At 64.8% G+C, this 20,518-nt stretch carries 19 protein-coding genes and 1 tRNA gene; 9 read left to right on the forward strand and 11 right to left on the reverse strand.

Translation table 11 applies throughout. The annotated features are described in order from the left end of the window. Window positions 1–44: 44 nt before the first annotated feature. Together ACFW0G_RS09075 and ACFW0G_RS09080 are read right to left on the reverse strand one after the other, a co-directional pair. A complete protein-coding gene (locus ACFW0G_RS09075) occupies window positions 45–386 on the reverse strand; it encodes an FmdB family zinc ribbon protein (RefSeq protein WP_378324348.1) in 342 nt (113 codons plus the stop codon). Between the two features lie 134 nt (window positions 387–520). Beyond that, window positions 521–1,111 (reverse strand): 5-formyltetrahydrofolate cyclo-ligase, encoded by a 591-nt coding sequence (locus tag ACFW0G_RS09080; protein WP_378324349.1) that lies wholly within the window; start codon window positions 1,109–1,111, stop codon window positions 521–523. 24 nt (window positions 1,112–1,135) lie between these two features. Between ACFW0G_RS09080 and ACFW0G_RS09085 the strand changes: the two genes are divergently transcribed. The 5 genes from ACFW0G_RS09085 to ACFW0G_RS09105 all read left to right on the forward strand — a co-directional run bounded on the left by ACFW0G_RS09085 (window position 1,136) and on the right by ACFW0G_RS09105 (window position 5,161). After that, window positions 1,136–2,041: a UTP--glucose-1-phosphate uridylyltransferase gene (locus ACFW0G_RS09085; RefSeq protein WP_378324350.1), complete on the forward strand. Its 906-nt coding sequence runs from the start codon at window positions 1,136–1,138 to the stop codon at window positions 2,039–2,041. Between the two features lie 70 nt (window positions 2,042–2,111). Beyond that, window positions 2,112–3,374: a gephyrin-like molybdotransferase Glp gene (glp, locus tag ACFW0G_RS09090; RefSeq protein WP_378324512.1), complete on the forward strand. Its 1,263-nt coding sequence runs from the start codon at window positions 2,112–2,114 to the stop codon at window positions 3,372–3,374. Between the two features lie 8 nt (window positions 3,375–3,382). After that, window positions 3,383–4,054 carry a GNAT family N-acetyltransferase gene (locus ACFW0G_RS09095; protein ID WP_378324351.1) on the forward strand — a complete coding sequence of 224 codons (672 nt, stop codon included), beginning with the start codon at window positions 3,383–3,385 and terminating at the stop codon, window positions 4,052–4,054. A 165-nt stretch (window positions 4,055–4,219) separates the two neighbouring features. Next, window positions 4,220–5,032, forward strand: a complete 813-nt coding sequence (gene glpR / locus ACFW0G_RS09100; RefSeq protein WP_378324352.1) for a gephyrin-like molybdotransferase receptor GlpR — start codon at window positions 4,220–4,222, stop codon at window positions 5,030–5,032. A gap of 56 nt (window positions 5,033–5,088) precedes the next feature. Continuing rightward, window positions 5,089–5,161: transfer RNA gene (locus ACFW0G_RS09105), tRNA-Ala, on the forward strand. A 316-nt stretch (window positions 5,162–5,477) separates the two neighbouring features. Here the strand turns inward: ACFW0G_RS09105 and ACFW0G_RS09110 are convergent. Together ACFW0G_RS09110 and ACFW0G_RS09115 are read right to left on the reverse strand one after the other, a co-directional pair. Then, complete coding sequence (locus ACFW0G_RS09110) at window positions 5,478–6,299, reverse strand: thioesterase II family protein (protein WP_378324354.1); 822 nt, start codon at window positions 6,297–6,299, stop codon at window positions 5,478–5,480. Then, window positions 6,280–9,513 carry an amino acid adenylation domain-containing protein gene (locus tag ACFW0G_RS09115; protein ID WP_378324355.1) on the reverse strand — a complete coding sequence of 1,078 codons (3,234 nt, stop codon included), beginning with the start codon at window positions 9,511–9,513 and terminating at the stop codon, window positions 6,280–6,282. The genes ACFW0G_RS09110 and ACFW0G_RS09115 overlap by 20 nt, the downstream gene beginning before the upstream one ends. Before the next feature lie 868 nt (window positions 9,514–10,381). Between ACFW0G_RS09115 and ACFW0G_RS09120 the strand changes: the two genes are divergently transcribed. From ACFW0G_RS09120 to ACFW0G_RS09130, 3 genes are read left to right on the forward strand one after another with little or no spacing between them, the layout of a single operon-like run. Then, on the forward strand, window positions 10,382–11,716 hold the full coding sequence (locus tag ACFW0G_RS09120) for a lysine N(6)-hydroxylase/L-ornithine N(5)-oxygenase family protein (RefSeq protein WP_378324356.1): 1,335 nt from the start codon (window positions 10,382–10,384) through the stop codon (window positions 11,714–11,716). Window positions 11,717–11,752: 36 nt separating this feature from the next. Next, the gene (locus tag ACFW0G_RS09125) at window positions 11,753–11,995 is read left to right on the forward strand and encodes an MbtH family protein (RefSeq protein WP_378324358.1); all 243 of its coding nucleotides are present in this window, start codon (window positions 11,753–11,755) and stop codon (window positions 11,993–11,995) included. Window positions 11,996–12,051: 56 nt separating this feature from the next. After that, complete coding sequence (locus ACFW0G_RS09130) at window positions 12,052–12,696, forward strand: LmbU family transcriptional regulator (protein ID WP_378324360.1); 645 nt, start codon at window positions 12,052–12,054, stop codon at window positions 12,694–12,696. Between the two features lie 650 nt (window positions 12,697–13,346). On the opposite strand, the gene ACFW0G_RS09135 is transcribed toward ACFW0G_RS09130, so the two are convergent. Genes ACFW0G_RS09135 through ACFW0G_RS09165 form a run of 7 tightly spaced genes read right to left on the reverse strand, consistent with a single transcriptional unit; the run spans window position 13,347 to window position 19,396 of the window. Continuing rightward, a complete protein-coding gene (locus ACFW0G_RS09135; protein ID WP_378324361.1) occupies window positions 13,347–15,107 on the reverse strand; it encodes an NAD(P)-binding domain-containing protein in 1,761 nt (586 codons plus the stop codon). Beyond that, the gene (locus ACFW0G_RS09140; protein WP_378324362.1) at window positions 15,104–16,408 is read right to left on the reverse strand and encodes a 3-deoxy-7-phosphoheptulonate synthase; all 1,305 of its coding nucleotides are present in this window, start codon (window positions 16,406–16,408) and stop codon (window positions 15,104–15,106) included. Before ACFW0G_RS09140 ends, ACFW0G_RS09135 begins: the two co-directional genes overlap by 4 nt. A gap of 17 nt (window positions 16,409–16,425) precedes the next feature. Next, entirely contained in the window at window positions 16,426–16,728 is a 303-nt protein-coding gene (locus ACFW0G_RS09145; RefSeq protein WP_378324364.1) for a chorismate mutase, read from the reverse strand. 12 nt (window positions 16,729–16,740) lie between these two features. Next, on the reverse strand, window positions 16,741–17,718 hold the full coding sequence (locus ACFW0G_RS09150) for a quinone oxidoreductase family protein (RefSeq protein WP_378324365.1): 978 nt from the start codon (window positions 17,716–17,718) through the stop codon (window positions 16,741–16,743). A 26-nt stretch (window positions 17,719–17,744) separates the two neighbouring features. After that, window positions 17,745–18,500, reverse strand: a complete 756-nt coding sequence (locus tag ACFW0G_RS09155; protein ID WP_378324366.1) for an RraA family protein — start codon at window positions 18,498–18,500, stop codon at window positions 17,745–17,747. After that, window positions 18,497–19,048: a hypothetical protein gene (locus ACFW0G_RS09160; protein ID WP_378324368.1), complete on the reverse strand. Its 552-nt coding sequence runs from the start codon at window positions 19,046–19,048 to the stop codon at window positions 18,497–18,499. Before ACFW0G_RS09160 ends, ACFW0G_RS09155 begins: the two co-directional genes overlap by 4 nt. Before the next feature lie 15 nt (window positions 19,049–19,063). After that, complete coding sequence (locus tag ACFW0G_RS09165; RefSeq protein ID WP_378324369.1) at window positions 19,064–19,396, reverse strand: cupin domain-containing protein; 333 nt, start codon at window positions 19,394–19,396, stop codon at window positions 19,064–19,066. A 226-nt stretch (window positions 19,397–19,622) separates the two neighbouring features. Here ACFW0G_RS09165 and ACFW0G_RS09170 point away from each other — a divergent pair, with 226 nt between their 5' ends. Next, complete coding sequence (locus ACFW0G_RS09170; protein ID WP_378324513.1) at window positions 19,623–20,267, forward strand: FMN-binding negative transcriptional regulator; 645 nt, start codon at window positions 19,623–19,625, stop codon at window positions 20,265–20,267. Window positions 20,268–20,518 lie beyond the last annotated feature (251 nt).

The following is a 20,518-nucleotide window of genomic DNA, read 5'->3' on the forward strand; positions in this document are numbered from 1 at the left end:
CCGCGAGCTGTGGACAACTGGGGTGTTGTGGATAACCCAGGTCGTCAGGAGGCGGCCGCGGCCGTTTTCGTCGTACCCGAGGAGGAGGATGACGAGCTTGTGCTCGAGCTGCTGGAACCGCCCGAGTCGGACTTGGAGGAGTCGGACTTGGACTCCGGCTTCGAGCCCTCGCTCTTCGCCGGGGTGGCGGTCGTGCTCGACTTCGACGAGTCCCGCGAGTCCGTGCGGTAGAAGCCGCTGCCCTTGAAGACCACGCCGACCGAGCTGAAGACCTTGCGGAGCTGGCCGGAGCACTGCGGGCACACGGTCAGGCTGGGATCGGAAAACGACTGCACGGCCTCGAAGCGGTGGTCGCATTCCTTGCAGGCGTACTGGTAGGTCGGCACGGCTTGCTCCTTCACTGGCACTCGCTCTACAAGAGTGCTAACGCGATTGTGCGGCACAGCATTCCCCCAGCGCAATTCCCCTCCTGCTCCGTGCGGAGGGCGGGCTGGACACGCCACAGGTAGCGCTGCGGCTTTCACAGTTCTGTGAACCGGACCACACCACGTCCCGGCGTCAGCGCGCCGCGCATGCGGATGTCGTGATCCTGGCCGGGCAGCAGATCGACCAGCTCCTCGTCGCGGACCACGGCGAGCAGATCCGCGTCGGGGGCGAAAACCAGCGAACGGTCGTAGAACCCCGCGCCCCGGCCCAGCCGGACGCCCCGGCGATCGACGCCCAGCGCGGGCACCAGCACCAGGCCGGCCTCGCCGACCGCGTGCGCTCCCAGCTTCGGTCCCGACGGCTCCCTGACCCCGCGAAAATGGCCGTTGACCAGCGCATCCTCTCCGGTGTACTCGGCCCACTCCAACGGCCCCGGCGTCGGCGGGACGATGGGGAGAAGCACGCGCGCGCCGCCCGCGAGCAGCGCGTCGAGCAGTGCCACCGACCCCGGTTCGGTGCCGAACGGCAGGTACGCGCAGACGGTCCCGCGCGCCAGTGTCGCGGCCGTTTCGGCGAGCGCGGCGGCATCCGCGGCGTGCTGTTCGGGCGAGACGGCACCCCGCGCCCGGGTGAGCCGGGTACGCCACTCCGCCTTGCTCGGGTGCTCATTGCCCAGCCCCTGCATGGGACCAGGTTAGGCTTTGCGCCCATGACGGGCGCTACGACCTCGCAGACGTTCCAAACCGCCATCGTGCCTGCCGCGGGCCTCGGCACACGCTTCCTGCCGGCCACGAAAGCAGTGCCGAAAGAACTGCTCCCGGTGGTCGACACACCGGGCATCGAGCTGGTCGCGAGCGAAGCCGCCGCCGCGGGCGCGAAGCGCCTGGTGATCGTGACATCGCCCGGCAAGGAATCGGTCGTCAAGTACTTCGAGGACCAGCCGGAGCTGGAGAAGACGCTCGAGGCCAAGGGCAAGACCGAACTGCTGGAGAAGGTCCGCCGCGGGCCCGGCCTGCTCGACGTCGAGGTGGCGATCCAGGAGCAGGCGCTCGGACTGGGGCACGCCGTCGCGCAGGCAGAGCCGAATCTGACTCCGGAGGACGAAGCGGTCGCCGTCCTGCTGCCCGACGACCTCGTCCTGCCCACCGGCGTCCTCGACCGGATGTCCGCGGTCCGCGCCGAACACGGCGGCAGTGTGCTGTGCGCGTTCGACATCCCCAAGGAACAGATCTCCCCGTACGGCGTCTTCGACGTCACCGACACCGGCGACCCCGACGTCAAGCGGGTGCACGGCATGGTCGAGAAGCCGAAGCCCGAGGACGCGCCTTCGACGTTCGCCGCGGCCGGCCGCTACCTGCTGGACCGGGCGATCTTCGACGCGCTCAAGCGGATCACCCCGGGCTCCGGTGGCGAGCTGCAGCTGACCGACGCGGTCGCGCTGCTCATCGCCGAGGGGCACCCGGTACACATCGTCGTCCATCGCGGCGGCAGGCACGATCTGGGGAATCCGGGTGGTTTTCTGCGTGCCGCCGTCGATTTCGCGCTTGAAACCCCCGAGTACGGGCCATCGTTACGGGCGTGGCTGACCGAACGGATCGGGGAAGATCGCGCATGAGCGACGCTCGCGAGCGAATCGAGGCGATCGCATGACCGACTCCCTCGACGCACCGACCGAAGAGCCCGGCATGGCCGACGTGACGGAGATCCCGGCCGAGCCCGGCGAATTCCGCTCCGTCGACGCGCAGATCGCGCTGACCCTCGACGCCGCCGTGCGCCCGCGGCCGGTTCGGGTGGCGATCTCCGAGGCACAGGGCCTGCTGTGCGCGGAGGAAGTGATCGCCGAACACGCCCTGCCCGGATTCGACCAGGCCGCCGTCGACGGCTACGCGGTCCGCAGCGTCGACGTCAGCGCCGCCGGCCAGGAACCGGTCCAGCTGCCCGTCGTCGGCGAGATCGCCGCCGGATCCCGGCAGCCGCGTCGCCTCCAGCCCGGACAGGCGGTGCGGGTCGACACGGGCGCGCCGCTGCCGACGCTGGCCGACGCCGTCGTGCCCACCGCCTACACCGACGGACACCAGGCGAAGGTCACCGTGCACCGCTCGGTTCCCTCGGCGGCGTACGTGCGGCGGGCAGGCGAAGACGTCCAGATCGGCGACGTCGCGGTGCGCAACGGCGACACGATCGGCTCGGCCCAGGTCGGTCTGCTCGCCGCGGTCGGCAGGGCGAAGGTGCTGGTTTACCCGCGGCCCCGCGTGTCGATCGTCTCCGTTGGTGACGAGCTGGTCGACATCGACCGCACCCCGTCGGTCGGGCAGGTCTACGACGTCAACTCCTACGCGCTCGCCGCGGCCGCGCGGGACGCCGGAGCGGAAGTCAGCCGGGTCGGGATCGTGTCCAGCGATCCGAAGCGGCTGCGCGAGGTCGTCGAGGGCAGGCTCCTGATGTCCGAGATCGTCGTCGTCGCCGGGGGTGCCGGCGGCACCACCGGCGACGAGGTGCACGCCGCACTGTCGGACCTCGGGCGGATCGACACGACGCGGGTGGCGATGCACCCGGGCTCGGTGCAGGGCTTCGGACGGCTCGGGCCGGACTCGGTCCCGACGTTCCTCATCCCCGGCAATCCGATGAGCGCGCTCGTGGTGTTCGAGGTGCTGGTGCGGCCGCTGATCCGCGCGGCCCGCGGCACCCGCAACCCGCATCGCCGGGTCGTCGGGGCACGGCTGCTCTCGCCCGTGACGTCGACCAAGGGCAGGCGGGGTTTCCTGCGCGGTCAGCTGCTGCGGGACGAGGCCAACGGCGAGTACCTGGTGCAGCCGCTCGGCACGTCCGGCGCACATCTGCTCGCCTCGCTCGCGGAGGCGAACTGCCTGATCAACGTGGACGAGGATCTCACCGAGGTACCGGCGGGCGAACAGGTCAAGGTCACCTTCCTGGCACAGCGGGGGTAGCACGGCGGATGACCTCGCCCGTGTCCGGCGTGTCCTACCCGGTGGAAAGCAGGCATCCCGGCTGGCCCGCCCGGCTCGGACCGTTACGCGTCCCGGCGGGCGTCGTCACGGTGCGGCCGGTCCGGCTGCGGGACGCGGGCGAGTGGAGCCGGATCCGCCAGCGCGACCGCGAGCACCTGGAGCAGTGGGAACCCACCGGGATCGGGCCTTGGCCCGATCGCAACGCCTTCTGGTCGTGGCCGTCGCAGTGGGCCGCGTTGCGGTCGCTGGCGCGGCGCGGGCAGTGCCTGCCGTTCACGGTGACCGTCGACGGCCGGTTCGCCGGGCAGATCACTGTGGGTAACGTCATCCGCGCGTCGCTGCGGTCCGCGTGGATCGGGTACTGGGTGGCTTCGGACTTCGTCGGCGGGGGTGTCGCGACGGCCGCCGTGGCGCTCGTGACGGATCACTCTTTCGGGCTGGCCGGGCTGCATCGGCTGGAGGCGACCGTGCGCCCGGAGAACGGGCCCAGCCTGCGCGTTCTGACCAAGGCGGGGTACCGGCGGGAAGGCCTTTTCGAGCGCTATCTCGACGTCGCCGGTGGCTGGCGGGACCACTACTGTTACGCCATCACCCAGGAGGAAACCGGCGACGGCCTGGTGCCCCGGCTCATCGCATCCGGACGTGCCGAACAGGCGTGATGGCGATTACTCGTCCGGCTCCGCAACGGCGTTACCACATTCCGTGAGTTTCACCTAATCCGGTGATGCATTTCCGTGATCGAACCCGGCGAGCCTCCGCCCGTTCTGTTACTCCTGTGGCTAGCGTGACTTCAGGACAGGAAGAGTCGGGGGAGGTGACGGGAGATGCCCAGCTCCGTGATCATCGTCGCGCTCGCCGCGGCATGGCTCGTCGTACTCGTGCCCATGGTCGCCCGCAAGCGCCAGCAGGTCGCGCGGACGGCCGACTCCGCGCTCGCCGCGCGAGTGGTGCGGAGCGGGAGCGCACGCAACGAAGGACAGGAGGAGTTCGCCATGTCCGACAGCGCGAAGCCGACGGTCGAGGATGACCTCGCCGAGCTCGAAGCCGAACTCGACGCGGACCTCGAGGACGAGGAACCGGAACCCGACCCCCTGCCGCAACCGTCACGCGCGCCACGCGCCGAGTCCGAACGGCACGGCTACCGCCCCGGCCGGGGCGGCTTCGACCCCGAAGCCGCGGAGATCGCGGCCCGCGCCAAGTACGCCTTCCGGCAGCGCGTCGTCGTCATCCTGCTCATCGTCGCCGTGGCCACCGCCGCCGTCGCCGGCTTCCTCATCCCGCTCGTCTGGTGGGCCCACGCCGCCGCCGACGTCGTCCTCGTCGGCTACCTGGGCTATCTCCGCCGCCAGGTGCGCATCGAGAACGAGATCCGGCAGCGCCGCATGGCGCGCTTCAACAACACCCGCGCGCCCCGGCGTCCGATGGCCCCCGAGGCCGACGAGGAGCCTGTAGTAGACGATGTAGAGGACGTCGAGGTCGTCGCCCCCGTCCGGCGCGAGATCGTCGAACGCAAGCCGTCGCCGATGCTCCGCGCCCGCAGGCAGGCCGTCGTCGTGGACCTCGACGACGAGGACCCCGCCTTCGTGGACCTCGACGAGCCGGGGACCAGGCCCTTCCGGCGGGCCGCCGGAGAGTGACCCCCCGGTGCAAGGGGCTCCATGAGCTGCTGATAGGCTCATGGAGCTTCAAACAAGGGGCTGTAGCGCAGTTGGTAGCGCGTCTCGTTCGCATCGAGAAGGTCAGGGGTTCGATTCCCCTCAGCTCCACTCCGTTCGCGGGAGAGCCCTGTTTGCCGAAAGCGCAATAGGGCTCTCTTCGTAGTGTCTCTTGGGGTCGAACCCCCAAACCCCCGCCAAGGGGCTTCGCCCCCTGGACCCCCAGCCGTGGTCACCTTGTTCGAGTAAGGTCCCGTAACGTCCACGCATAGCTGGCGAGTGCTCGCGGAGAGCGCTCGCCATTTGCGTTTCGCGTGTCTGGTGGGGGTGCAACCTGCACACCCTGTTCGGGGCAAGGCCCGGACCCCCAGGCTGTGGTTGCGTTCAGCGGGTTGGGGTCGCGTAGGCGCCCCTCGGTCGAGGACCGTCAGCTCTGTGACCTGATTCCCAGCAAAGTCTGTTCGATGAATCCGGGCACATCGTTGCCTTCGTCGATCAGGTAGAAATGCCCACCTGGGTAGACGCGTGTCGCGAATGACGCGGTCGTGTAAGCCTGCCATCCCTCCATGGTGGCCAACGGTGCCCGCCAGTCCGACTGTCCGACCAGCGCGACGATAGGTATCTCCAACAGGGGAGCGCGTGTGATGCGATGGCTCTCCCAGAGGCGGAAGTCGGCGAGAACAGGGGGTAGCAGTTCGGCGACCGCCTCGTCGTCCTCGATCAGTTCGGTGTCGAAGCCGCCCAAGCTCAGGATGGCCGTGCGGAATTCCGCCTCCGGAAGATCATGCAGTTTCGGTCCGCCCCAGATCACGTCCGGTGAGGACTGTGCTGACACGAACAAGCGTGCCGGACACGGCCCGCCCTGCGCCTGCAGTTCCCTGGCCACCTCGAACGCCAGCAACGAGCCGCTCGAGTGGCCGAAAAAGGAAAACGACCCGTTCAGCACCGACCGCAGAGCATCGATCAGCGTCCGCACCAGCGGGTCCACAGCAGTGACCGGGTCTTCGGCGATCCGATTCTGACGGCCGGGCAACTGCACGGCGGCCAACTCGATCTCCCGAGGCAACCGCCGTGCCCAACTCGCGTACGCGTTCGCACCTCCACCCGCGTGCGGAAAACAAATCAGCCGGTGCTGGGCCTCGTCCCGGCGAGCTCGCCAGAGATACGGACTCTCGACGACCAGCCGGTCGTTGTGGTGCCGTTTTCGTGTGTGCACGACCCCTCGCAATTCAGATCCGGTCTGTCTCACCGATCACCGCGTCGGTGATGGCGACCTGTTGTTCGTTCACCGCCGCGCCGCCGGCCAGCTCGGCGATCGTCTGTTGCCTGAACAAGTTCTTGGCGGAGATCGATATCCCGGCCTTCTTCGCCTTGGCGACGATCTTTATGCCGAGGACCGAATCGCCGCCCAGCTCGTAGAAGTTGTCGGTGACACCGATGTTTTCGATATGGAGTACTTCGGACCAGATCTCCGCGAGTACGCGCTCGTGGTCCGTCCGGGGCGGAACATAGCCGCCCCGATCCTCGACAGGGGTGTCGGCCCGGTGATCCGGAGGCGGCAGCGCCGCACGGTCGACCTTGCCGCTCGGGCTGAGCGGGAAGTCGGTGAGCGACATGATGATGGCCGGCACCATGAACTCCGGCAACCTTTCGCTGGCGAAATCCCGCAACCGCGCGGGCTCGGGCGCCCGTCCGGGTACATGGCGAACGTAGGCGACGAGGCGTTTGTGCTCGTCATCGTCGCGGCACACGACGGCCGCGTCCTCGACGTCCGGATGTTGTTGCAGCACGAGCTCGATCTCGCCCGGCTCGATCCGGTATCCGCGGATCTTGACCTGGCGGTCGGCCCTGCCGACGAATTTGAGCGTGCCCTCCGGAGACCATCGCACGAGGTCCCCGGTCCGGTACATCCGGTCGCCCGGCGTGTCGCCGAAAGGGTCCGGCAGAAACCTTTCCGCTGTGAGGCCGGGCCGGCTGAGGTAGCCGCGGGCCACACCGGGTCCACCGATGAACAGCTCGCCGACTACGCCGATCGGTACCGGATGGAGCCGCTGGTCGAGCACATAAGCCGTCGTGTTCGCGATGGGGCGGCCGATGGGCACCGTGGTGTGATCATCGGCCTCGTCGATCAGATGCCAGGTGGCGAGCGTGGTCGTCTCGGTGGGCCCGTAGCCGTGCAGCAGCCGCTGAGGCGGCCGGCTCGCGAGTAACTGCGACACGCGGTGTGGGTTGACGGTCTCGCCGCCGAAGAGCAACTGGCGCAGTGTGTGAAAGGCACCGGGGTCCGCGGCCACCACCTGGTTGAACACCGCGGTCGTGAGGATCAATGTGGTGACCTGACGCTGAACCAGCGTCCTGATAAGCGTGACCGGATCGAGGATCGTGTCCTTGGCGAGGACCACTATCCGGGCTCCGACGACCAGGGGCGCCCAGATCTCGAAGGTCACCGCGTCGAAGGTCGCCGCGGCCCCCTGACCCACGATGTCGTCCGTGCGCAACGGGATGAAGTCGGCGTTGCTGACCAGCCGGACTATCGACCGGTGCTCGACGACGACTCCCTTTGGCAGGCCGGTCGAACCCGAGGTGTAGATCACGTATGCCGCGTCGCGCGGAGCGACGGGTACGCCGGGTGGCTCGGCCGGTTGCGTGGACAGGGCCTGCCGTTGCTCGTCCAGCAGGAGATATCGGACGGCGGTGTCCGGTAGGTTCGCGATCAGCCGCCTTTCGGTCAGGCATATCGTCGGCTCCGCGTCGGCGAGCATGAAACTCAGCCGCTCGGCCGGATATTCGTGGTCCAGCGGGAGATAGGCGCAGCCGGCGCGAAGAGTGGCTAGCAACGCGGTGATCAGTGCGATGCCGCGCGGCAGGCACACCGCGATCACCGATCCCGGGCGAACTCCGGCCGAAACCAGCAGATTGGCCAGCCGGTTCGCTCGGGCGTCCAGTTGCGCGTAGGTCACCGTGTCGCTGCCGTCCACGACGGCGACCGCGGTCGGCCGCAGATGTGCCTGCTCGCCGACCAACTCGTGAACGCCCCGCCACGCGGGCAGCTCCACCTTGTTGACCGCCCAGTCGGCGAGCACGACGTGGTGCTCTTCCTCGTCGATCAAGGGGAGATCACCCACCGGCAGGGAGGGATCCCGCACGGCGGCGTCCAGCAACACCGACACGTGTCGAGCGAGTCGCCGTACGGTGGCCGAGTCGAACAGTGTTGCGTCGTAGCGCAGCGAACCCGCCAATTCTCCGGTTTCGGTCTGGCAGAAGTCTATGGCGATGTCGTACGACTGAGATGCGCTCGGTGTCCGTACTTCGCGCACGCTCATGCCACCCGGCTCGGTGCCTGGGCGGGGCGTCTTCCGAAGGGTCACCATCACCTGCACGGGAGGGCGGTCGTCGTCCCGGGACGCTTCCAAGGCGTTCACCACACGCTGGAACGGCACATCGCCGTGCGCCAGTGCGTCTCGGATCGTCGTGACGTTCTGAGCGAGGAGCTGCGCGAACGGCATGCCCGGCTGGACGGTGGCGCGCAGGAGGAGGAAATTCGTGAATTGGCCGATCACGCCCTCGAGCCCTGGCAAGTCGCGACCGGCCGCCACCGTTCCCAGAGCGACGTCACGTTGCCGACAGTAGCGGGAGAAGATCACCTGACATACCGTGAACAGCCCCGCGAACAGCGTACCCCCACTGACGCCGGCCAACTCGGCCATTCCGTTGACGACCGCGGCCGGAATTCGGAATTGGTGCGGAGTACCGGCCTTGCGGGATCCGCCTGACCGAGCGCGATCCATCGGCAGGTTCAGGACGGGGAGGTCGGCGAGCTGTGCGAGCCAATAGTCCAGTTGTGCGGCGAGGTCGTCTTCGGTGAGGCGTTCGCGTTGCCGGCGAACATAGTCGGCATACCGCATCGGAAGCTCGGCCGTCCGCGCCGGTTCCTTCGCCAGGGCTGCCGCGTAGAGTGCGCTCAGCTCTGCGGCGATGATCTCCTTTGAAGGCTCATCGACGACGATGGCGTGCGCGCACAGCGCCAGCACGTGCTCCGTTCCGCTCAGCCGGAAGAGCGTCGTTCGCAACATCGGGCCAGAGCCGAGATCGAAGGGGATCCGGCTCGACGCACGTATGCGCGTGTCCAACTGGGACTCGTATGCTGCCCTGGGCATCGGCTCCAGGTCGACGAAGTCGACATGGACCGCGTCTACCGGCCACACCGTTTGGTGTGGGCTACCGGCGACCTCGGCGAAAGTCGCGCGCAGTATCTCGTGCCTGGCCACCAATTGCCGGACCGTTTCCTGCAACGCCGTCCGGTCAAGTTCGCCGTCCAGCCGGAACGTGAATGTGGAGTTGTATCGCACCTCTTCCGGATCGCGTTCATACAGGCGCCAAAGTTCCTCCTGGCCGAACGCCAACGGGAACGACTCGGCATCGATACCGAGCGACCCGTCAGGCCCGGGTGTTCCGTCGGGCACCTCATCATCTCCTTTTCGTCCGTGTCTCGCCTGATGCTGGATGACGGTATTGGCCTGACGGTAGCCGTGACACGCAATGGAAATCCTCGCCGGATCAGCCTTTGTCACGGCTGTCGACTGGCTTGTCCCGGTGACGGGACATCGTGCTACGCATGCGTTATACCGGTCTGGCCGCCATGGAATCCGAGCGCGTCGGTGTCGTCGTCAACAGTGGCCGGCACCGCGCAAACGGAGGGAGGTCGAGCCCACCGCGGTCACGCGGAGTGCTCGGCATTGTCGACCAGCCCGTGTTGTCGTCACCCAGGTTGCGGTGGACTGTCACGGACAGTGGTGGTAAGACGGACAGTACGGTAGTGCGGCCGCACGTGCGGGCGTGCTTCAGTGCAAGCGACCGGTGTCCGGTTGACAGGACATTCCGGGGCGGTGGGGCGACTGGGTGGGTCACGGGTCATCTCCGATCGGTGACCCATGTTTCCACGAAGGGGGCGTGGTCTTGGACGGTCAATGATCATTTGCGGGGCGCCCGCTTCTCCGGATGCTCGCGGTCGGCCATCCGATATCGTCGCACCGCATGTTCTTCCGTCGCTCGTGATTGCCGCTCACTTGAGCCTGGAGCGAAGACCCTGTTCTCCGGGGTCGCCTGCCACTTCCGCGACAAATCAACCCGAATCCACAAAACAGTAAATTTCCGACACCTGCTCGGGGAGGTCGATCGTCTTGGTCTAGCGTGTTGCCGGTGATATATTACTTTTCGAAAAGCGGGGTAGCTATTTGTTGGAAATTAAATAGCTACTTGTTCATGGGGGTCGTGGGGGCTGGAGCCGGGTAAATCGGGACGGCGTCATAGCTGTCGATGGGGAGACTATCTATGGAAACTCGTGCACCCGAGATGTATGACGTGGTTGGCGTCGGGTTCGGCCCGGCCAGCCTCTCTCTGGCGGCGGCGCTGGTGGAATCTCAGGATGATCTCTCCGGAAAACGGCTCACTGCTGCTTTTTTCGAGCGGCAGAACACGTTCGGCTGGCATCGGGATATGGTGCTTCCATTGGCGAAGATGCAGGTCTCGTTTCTCAAGGATCTTGCCACTTTTCGCAACCCGTCCTCGTCATTCAGTTTTGTTTCCTACCTCCATTCCATGGGGCGGCTGGCCGAGTTCGTGAACAATCAGGACTTCTTTCCGACTCGGCGCGAATTTCATGACTACCTGGAGTGGGGCGCGGCCAGGGTGGCCAGCTATGTAACCTATGGCGCGCACGTCACCGGCATCGATTTCGTCGCCGACGGCCCTTGCGCGGGTGCACTCGCGGTCACCGTCAAGCGTGCGAACCAGGCTATACGGACAGTGTATGCGCATAACGTAGTGATATCCACTGGCCTTGAGGCGAGAATGCCTTCGGGTATCGACCGCGACGACCATGTCTGGCACAGCTCGGAGTTCCTCGGCAGATTCGAGAACGCCGATCGGGGACGACTCGGGCGCGTTGCCGTCGCGGGCGCTGGGCAGAGCGCGGCCGAGATCGCCAGGTTCCTTTACGACTCCCTGCCGGAGGCCAGTGTTTTCGCGATCATCCCGTCGTACGGCTACTCCATCGCTGACGACACGCCGTTCGCCAACGAGGTCTTCGGCGCTGACGCGGTCGACGACCAATACTTCGGATCGGGCGAGTCGCGCGAGGCGTTCTGGCGCTATCACCGCAACACGAACTACTCGGTCGTCGACGCGGAGGTGATCAGCGACCTCTATCGGCGGATGTACGAGGACAAGTTGCTCAAGGCCGACAGGTTGAACTTTCTTAAGCTTTCCCGGGTAAGCGGTGTTCGCCGGGTCGGTGACCAGACACGGTTGAGCATCGAGTCGCTCCGTCAGGGCACCCCCGGCGAACTCGACGTGGACGTCCTGGTGTGCGCCACCGGCTACAACCCCATGCAGCCCGCGGGACTGCTGGGCGAGATCGACCCGTACATCTTCCGGGACGAAGCGAAACGTTACCGCGTTGAGCGGGACTACCGGCTGGTCACGAATCTCGACCTGCCCGGTGGTATCTACCTGCAGGGCGGTACGGAGCACGCACACGGACTGGTGTCGTCACTGCTGTCGAACATCGCGGTGCGCAGCGGCGAGATCGTCGAATCCATCCTGAGTCGCCGTACCCGGTGGGAAATCGATTACACGGCGGCCGTCAACGTCCTTCCGACGAGCTGACCGACCAGGACAGCTTCGCCAAAAGATTGGAGAACCGTGAGCAGCACCAACCCCTTCGACGACGAGGATGGCCGGTTCTACGTGGTGGTCAACGACGAGAACCAGCATTCATTGTGGCCTACGTTCGCGCCGGTCCCGAAGGGCTGGCGGACCGTGTTCGGCGAGGACTCCAGGCAGCGGTGCCTCGAGTACGTCGAGGAGAACTGGACGGACCTGCGTCCGCAGAGCCTGCAGGAGGCGATGGCTGGGGACGCGCGCGGCGAAGGCATACGCGAGTGAACATCTGGAGATAGCGCATCGAAAGAAATGGGGGAAGCGCGTTGGGTTCAATACGCATGGTGGCGGGAGTTGGTCGTACAGAACCTGATCAGAACAGAAATTCACACCATCCGGGAAAGGCGGCGGCCGGCGACAAGGTGCTCGCCACCGGGGTCGGGCTTCGGATCCCCACGGACCTGAGCTTCGAGGAATGGACACTGGCCGGTAAACGGTTGTCCGGCCTGATGGATGCCTCGGCGTGGTGGCTCGGCGACTGGTTGGTGTTCGGCAAGAAGTACTACTCCGATAGTTATCAGAGGGTCATTCGTACGGTCGGCCTCAGATACCAGACATTGCGCAACTACGCGTGGGTGGCACGCCGCTTTGAGATTGCCAGGCGTCGGTCCGCGCTGACCTTCCAGCACCACGCGGAAGTGGCCTCTCTTCCTTTCGTGGAGCAGGAGCGATTGCTTGACTGCGCGGAGCAGGAAGCATGGACTACCAAACAGTTGCGCATCGCGATCAGGGCCAGCCGTGTCGTGGACAGTGAGACGCAGGCCCCGGCGAGAAAGCAGTCGCACATCAAGGTGCCCGACGACCATGTCGACGTCTGGCGCAAGGCAGCGGATGCCGCGGGCACGAACTTTGATCACTGGGTACGAGAGACCCTGGATCAAGCTGCGGAAGAAGCACTTAACGTCGACTATGATTTCGGAATTTGACGGTATGTCTTTCAAGTCGGTCGAGCAAGTAGAGGGGCACGTTTGGGTGTCGGAAGTCTATTCCGCAGAACGGTGTCACGCTTCGGGAATTGCCATACGGTGTCGTGTGCGGGAAAGATGGGTGTGCTCGATCGTACGAAAAGTGGAATCAGCGTCGAATCGCTGAACGCACCCCACGGGACGCCGGAATCGGCGCCTCGTGGTGTTCGCCCTGCTCGTGCGGAATGCCGTATCCGCACGAGCAGGTGCACGGTGTCATCCTGGTCGAGCCCGAGGAGGTATGCCGTCGCGGTGATGAACCCGCATCGATCCGGCCGTCGCCGCCCAGGCCGTTGGCTCGGACGTCCGGGGGCCCGCCAAGGGCCGTCACCGCGCGGCGGCCGCACGATTCGGGCGACCGGATCACCGAGCTGATCGGGACGAGGAGCCCATAGCGCGTCGCGGGTGTCGGTGGCGCTCGCTGAACAGAATCGCCGAGTGCCTCGTCCACGCAGGGGCGAAGGCCGACCCGTTCAGCATATTCACGGTCACTGGAACGGTGAACTGACTGCCCGGGCGGCCTGACTGTCTGTACACGCCGCCGCGTGCCGAACCGCGCTGCGCGCACTCCGCCATCCTCGCCGACTTGATCCGTGACTATCCCGCGAGCGTCAGCCTCGCGGGTCGCCTGCTCGGTCCAGTCTCCGCGGCGCCGCGTCTGTCCTGAGCGTCTTTTGGCAGGTCGGCTCGTCTCGCTCCGCGGCGTTCTCCTTGGCCGTCCAGGCGGCGTGTTCCTCGGGCGTCCACGGCCGGAACGGGCCATCGGGCCGCGCGTCGGCTTGCGGCGCCGGGATTCCGAGCTTGCCGCACATCCAACGCTGGAAGTCGAGATGGTACGAGACGACAGCGCCGCCATGGCCGTGCGGACGATCCCATCTGGCGAGGAGTGAGTCGCCGAAGTGGAACTCGTCGCGGGCCGTTCCCCGACGATAGCGGATCACCGGATGCAGGAAAGCTGTGCAATCGGGGTGATTCGGGTCGGATGGCCCGAGGAATTGGACGGCGGATTCCGAGTAGTGGTGGAACCCGAACTCGAGTGTCAGAGTGAAGACGTGATCTTCGCCGAAGTCCATCCGATCGGCGTGTGCGAGCGGGAGTTCCTGCATGATCGTGAGGCGGCCGTCGCCGGCGACAGTGATGACGTCACAGAGGGTTCCGAACAACTGGAACAGCGCGGCCGTCACGCTCACGCGCTCGTAGAGGTAATCTGCGAATGTGTCCCACGCGAACGGTTCGATGATCTTCCTGGGGTAAGGAACACCTTCGTACCGCTCCTCGAGCAGGCGTGAAAGCACCTGAACGTTGTACCGGTAACCATGAATGAATCCCGAGGCTGACTTCTTGTCGTTCCCGTTCATGGCAGTACCGATGAAGTAGAGGTTCCGCACGTTGGCGGACTCCCACGTCGGAGATAACCGAGGATATTTCCCCCTGTCCCAGGTTTCCGGCATGACGTCTGGCGAAAAAATGCTCTCCGGCACATAGCGCCATCCGCAGCAGCGGATGATGATGTCGTACTCGCGGTCGAGCTGAAGGGTTCCGGGGATGGAGGAGGTCGGGTAGTCGTACTCGTGGCTTGTCACCAGAGTCCCGGTCGGAGTCTGTTCGATCTTCCTCAGGCGCGGACTCAGCACCGCATTCAGGCTCTTGAGCTGGTAAAGGTCGAAGATTTCGTTGTTGATCGCTCGGAGGTCACCCACGTAATGGGTGTCCCAGGCGAACCGTATCGGGCCCTTGGCCAGGATGTTCACGATAGCCGCCGAACCGGCTATGTACTTCGCCGTCTCGAACGCCGAATTGCCCTGACCGATAATTCCGACGCGTTTGTTTCGATAAGCTTCGAGGTCGAGTGTCACGTCCTCGTAGCCGGTCGCCAGCTCGATCCCCTCGATTTCGTCGGGGATCATCGGTTCGGCGGCTCCGAGGCCCAGAAGCAGAACGTCGCAGGTGAAGACCTCCCCAGTCGCCGTCGTCAGCCGGAAGATGTCCCTCTCGGGACGCGATATGTTCGTCACCTCCGTCTGGTGCCGGATCCGGAGCGAGAACCGGGTAGCGAAGTCGCTCAGGTAGCGACAGTAGACGTCCGCGTCGGGAAACAGTTCGTCCGTGTACTCGGTGAAGCGCATACGCGAATCATCGGACAGGAGGGAGTTCCAGTCGTGTCGCCAGTTGAATTCCTCTTCCTTGAAAAAGTTGTGTTTCTTGTTGATCGAGATCAAGGTTCGATGGATGGGATACTTGTGGAAGAAGTTGCCGACTCTCGCGGATCTCTCCAGAATGAGATAGTCGCGGCCGCTGCGCTCCAGGAAGTACCCCAGCTGCAAGCCGGCCGGGCCGGCGCCGACAATAATGTACTTGTGGTGTTCCGTCATGACAACCTTCCTGGCCTTGGGTGAGTTACCAGCGAGCCTGCCGAATCCCGTGAGCCGGGCTGGTTTCCAGCGCGCGGGTTGATCCAGCCGGTGGAATTGATCAATGGCGCTGTTCCGTAGGTCAACCTCAGCACCTGGTCGCGATTCAGTCGCGGATCACATGCCGTCTCGTATCGGCGGTGGAGATCGTCCACTCGAACCGGAGAGCCGGAATCGATGCATTCGGTCACGTTCCTGCTTGTCACCTCCAGATGGAGGCCGCCAGGGATTGTCCCCAGCTCCTTGTGGACCTCGAAGAATCCACGTATTTCATCATGTATTGTCTCCAGCCGTCGGGTCTTGCGGCCCTCCGGTGTCACGAACGTGTTCCCGTGCATCGGATCGCACACCCACGCGGCCGGAGAACCCACGGCGAGTGCTTCCTCGACCAGCGGCGGGAGCATTTCCCGCACGGCGTCGGAGCCGAACCGGGTGATGAAGGTGAGTCGCCCAGGTTGCCGCTGCGGGTCGAGTCGTTCCACCAGCTGCGCTATCGTACCGGGAGTCGCCGTACGCCCCAGCTTGACCGCTATCGGATTGCACACGCGCGCCGCGAATGCGATATGCGGGCCGGAAATCTGCCTGGTCCGCTCGCCGATCCACAGTAGATGACCGGAGGCGCCGTATCGCCGCCCGCTGGCCGGGTCAGTGCGCGTGAGCGCGTTTTCGTACGGTAGCAGTAGAGCCTCGTGGCTGGTGAAACAGTTACCGCCGAGCCTGCGGCGCAGTACAGGTTCGCGAGCCTGCAATTTCCGGATCTCCAGCAGGGTGCGCGCCGACGCGCGGTATGCGCGGAGCAGACGCCGTGGGTCCGGGGTACGGTCCTTGGCGGTGAACTGTATCGAATTCACCGCGTCGCCGCGGTAGGCCGGCAGCACATCGTCGTCTCTCGTCTCGGTCGGCGTCGAACGTGGTTTCGCGTACTGCCCTGCGATGCGGCCGACGGTGACGATTGGCAGACCCGAGACAGCGGTCAGGACCGTCGCGATATCCGCGAGGCACCTGATCTTCGCTTCGGCCGATTCGACCTGCGACGCTGCGAAGAGTTCGGCGCAGTCGCCGGCCTGGAACAGGAACGCATCGCCCCTGGCGACAGCGGCGAGCCGGTCGCGTAGTGCATCGCAGTCAGTCAGTGATACCAGAGACGGAAGACGCTCCAGTGTTCGTACCACCTCGGACAGCTTGCCGGGATCCGGCCAGTCCGGCTGTTGTGCCGCCGAAGGCTGTCGCCGCGTTGCCGGCTCATCCATGTGGCTGTTCATGACGCCTACCAGTGTGGTCAGGACCGGCAAAGTCGCAGGACGGCATCCGCAACCTCTTCCCCGGGTTCTCCAAAGAAGGATCGGTACACCCGCTTGATGTCGGCTTCCCGGCGGGGGTCTGTCCGTGCGCCACCCGAGTCGAGACGAGCCTGCTGAATACGCTTGGAAATATCAAAACGTATGCGTAACAAGTTGACTATCCCGATGTCGATGTTATCGATCTCTTGTCGTGCGGCCGCAGCGGACAACTGGATAAGACCACCAGTACCTGCACTGACGGTCGCCGCGGATGTAAGTGCCTCACCATCTGAACCGCTCACGCTTGATACCCACTATCTCTGTGGAGTCAGTAGTAACTTCCCGATGGTGCGCCGTTCCTGGAGATCCCTGTGCGCGGTGACGGCGTTCTCGAGCCGATATCTCCGTTCTATGTGTGCGTTCAGCTGGTTGTTCCCCATCCAGTCGAATACGATTTCAGCTCGTTTGAGTAGTTCTTCCCTGGTGACGATGAAATCCGGGAGATAAGGCCGAGTCAGCACCTTGGAGCGCAGGGGGCCTGTGGACACGTCGACGGGCCCCACCTTGCCGCTCGACTGACCATAGAGCACAAGCTTTCCTTGCCGGCGCAGGCAAGCGAGGCTTCCGTCGAACGTGGTGTCGCCGACCGCGTCGTAGACGACATCGACCCCCGCTCGTCCGGTCAACCGCTGGACCTCGGACACGAAGTCGACATCCGTATATCGGATGATGTCGTGCGCACCGGCCTCGCGTGCCGCTTTTTCCTTCTCGGCGGTGGAAACCGTGCCGATGACCCGGACGCCTAGCTGGTTGAGCATCTGCGTGAGCAGCAGGCCGACACCGCCCGCCGCGGCGTGTACCAGCGCCGTCTCACCAGGCCGTGCCGGATGGCAGTCGTGCGTCAGCAGCCGCACTGTCATTCCCTGCAGCAGGCCAGCGCAGGCCTGCTCGGCCGAAATGCCCGGAGGTACCAGGACAAGCCGGTGTGCGGGCAGTACGACTTGTTCGGCGTAGGCGCCGGGAACCGGCACGTCCACGGTGGCGACGGCGTCACCTACCGTGACGCCGTCGACGTCGTCGCCCAGTGCGGCTACGGTTCCCACCAGCTCCCGGCCGGGAACATAAGGTACCTCGCGAGGGTAAAGGCCACTGAGCTCGTACGTTTCGTGATAGTTGACGCCGATGAGCATGACATCGACGAGAACTTCGCCGGGCCCCGGCACCGGCGTGGTCCATTCGACCGGCGTCAGCACCTCGGGGCCACCGTGTCGATATACCGCGACCGCGCGCATGTACACCTGCTTTACGCGTCGGGGACTCAGATCTGTCCCACTTCGTCGATGATCTGGGGTAGCCGTTCACCCGACCGGATTCGCCGGAGAATTTGCTGCTCGGTGTGTTCGGTGGCGGCTGCCGCGGACAGCACCTCGTGCAGCAGTACCGACGGCACTGCAACGGTGCCGTTTCCGTCGGAGAAAATCCAATCACCGGCCCGGATGGTGACGTTGTCGATGACACACGCGGTGTTGACCGCGTCGACGCGGAAGGCGCCTTGGGTGTCAGTGGGAACGAAGTTGCTTGCCACGACAGGTAGCTGGCTTTTCTCGATGAGACCACGGTCGCGGATCGCGCCGCCGAGCACCATTCCCTCGAAACCCAGTTGTTCGATGAGGTAGGTGGACGACAACCCGCCTGCCAGGGCGGCGTCTCTGACTATGGGGCCGGAACCGGCGACGTAGACGCGCCCACGGCCGTCGGTGATCTCCGGCACGAGGAAGTCACGGACCGCCGACCAGGTACTGGGCAACGGGTCGGTGATACGGGGGCCCTTGCGTTGCGGAACCCAGCTGACCGGAACGGCGGCTCCGAAGAAGAGGGGCTCGCCACCCGAGACGCGGTGAAGGCCCGGGTTCAACACGGTGTTCGGGATGCCCAGCTTGTCGAGTACGTCCGCGATCGCGCATGTGGAGATGCCGCGCTCAAGCATGATGCTCTTCGCCGACTCGAAAACTTTGCCAAGCGGTGCTTCGTCGCTGACGCTGAGGGCCTTCAGCTCCGACAGACCAGAGGTCATGACGCGGTCCTATGCGGTACATGAATGCTGAAACCCATCGGCACCGGGCCGAAGTCCTCGAGAACTTCGAGCTTGTTCGCCTCGGCGGCGACGATCGTCGTCATACACGCGTCCGACTCTCCTGCCGCACATTGGCTCGCGGCGGCCGCGTTGCTTGTCGCGAATCGGATGTCGAGGTCCCTGCCGTCGAGAAGCTGTACGGGAGCGGGATGACAGAGAACCGTGGCTCTCGGGCCGACCTCCGGTCCGTCGACAGGCCTGGCGAAGACCATGCGATGTGTCGGCATTATAAAGCATTCCCGCAGTGTCAGCGAAGCGAGATTTCGAAACACAATGTCGTTCAACTGTGGGTAGACTATGCAGCCGAGCAGGGCGCTGTTATCCGGCTCGTCGAGAACGTACTTCACCGCGTCCTCGAGTGTGTCGTACAGCGTGACGCTGCCGTCCTCGTAGTCATTTTGTTCAAGATAGTAATGTGCGGCCGCTTCGCAGTTTGTGCCGGTGGGGCCTAGCGTGTGAATTCGCAGCGTTCGCGAGTTGCTCTTCATGCTGCCGCCCTTCGATCAGAAACGATAGTCCTCGCGCACCGGTTGAAACGCGTCGATTCCCTTCGCGCCATTGGGGGCGGAGGCGTCGTGCTCGATGTTGCCAGGAATGACGATGGTCTCGCCCGGCTGGAGCACGAAATTCCTGCCGTCGATGGTCAGCTCGAGGGTGCCCTCGAGGCAGTGGGTGATCTGTTCGTGAGGATGACTGTGCGCGGGGACCTTGGCGCCTTCCTCGAACTCCCACCTGGCGAAGGTCATGGTGTCCCCGTGAATGAACTGGAGCCGCGCGTTCGGGAAGAGATCTGTTGTCTCCTTGTGTCCGGCAGGGTAGTGCGTCGCGCTGGTCATCCATTGCCTCCTTCGGATGGATTTGCATTTCCCAGTGTATATCCGGTCGATCCGGAAAACATCCCGAGCGTGTTCCTTCGTGTCCTGTCGGCAGGACATACTGGCGGTGTTCCGATGTCAATAATATTGGGATTATGCGCCGGTTACCTTTGCTTGACATCGACGAGTTTCGCGTTGTTAATATCGTGATCAGTGTCGAGGGTGAGCTGGATGGGATGTGGCGACGATGTACGTGCCGATGCAGTATCGTCCGCCGGCCGGTAGCTGGATGGTCGAGATCATTCGGAGGAATCCATTCGCTCTTTTGGTGACCAGTGGTGAATCCGCGACTGGTCCCTATGTGACCCATCTTCCGCTGATTCCGAAGGAACTTCCCTTGAACGCGGGGCCGGACCTGCTGGCCGGGGGTGTCCTGCTCGGTCACCTGAACAGAGCGAACCCGCATTGGGAAGCGTTGGCCGGCGGCACCCAGTCCGTTCTGGTCTTCATCGGGCCGAACGCGTACGTGTCGCCGACCGTTTATCAGAACGACCCCGCCGCGCCCACCTGGGACTATACCGCGGTGCATGTCCACGGTGTGCTCCGCAGGATCGAGTCGAGGGAAGAGACGATGGATGTCGTCCAGTCCACGGTCCGTATCTTCGAAGCACAGTTCGGTGCCGGCTGGGACATGTCCGGGTCGATCGGATATTTCGACAAGCTACTGCCGGGAGTTGGCGCCTTCCAGTTCACCATCTCGCGCGCCGAGGGCATGTTCAAGCTCAGCCAGGAGCAGCCTGCCGACGTACGCGCCGCGGTACAGACACATTTCTCGACGCACGAGGCCACCGGCTGCAGGGCGGTCGCCGAGCTCATGGAGCGGCTGCGGTAGGAGAGAAGGGGCGTCGGGTTCTAGAATGGAATTCAAAGGAACGGTCGATACAAGGTGATGCGACCAATAGCCCAGAAGGACACCGCCGCACCCCGGGCGCGTGGCGGCACAAGCGGAGTTTCGCCGCGGTACGAAGAAAGCTCGGGTGGTCGCTCCGCATGAACTGAAGATCACAACCGGATTGATCGTAGTAGGACTGGAAAGGCTGCCGGTGACATGGTGATGCGAGTGACGATCAAGACCGACGAAGA

The sequence above is a fragment of the Amycolatopsis sp. NPDC058986 genome (assembly GCF_042741125.1).
Lineage (GTDB): Bacteria > Actinomycetota > Actinomycetes > Mycobacteriales > Pseudonocardiaceae > Amycolatopsis.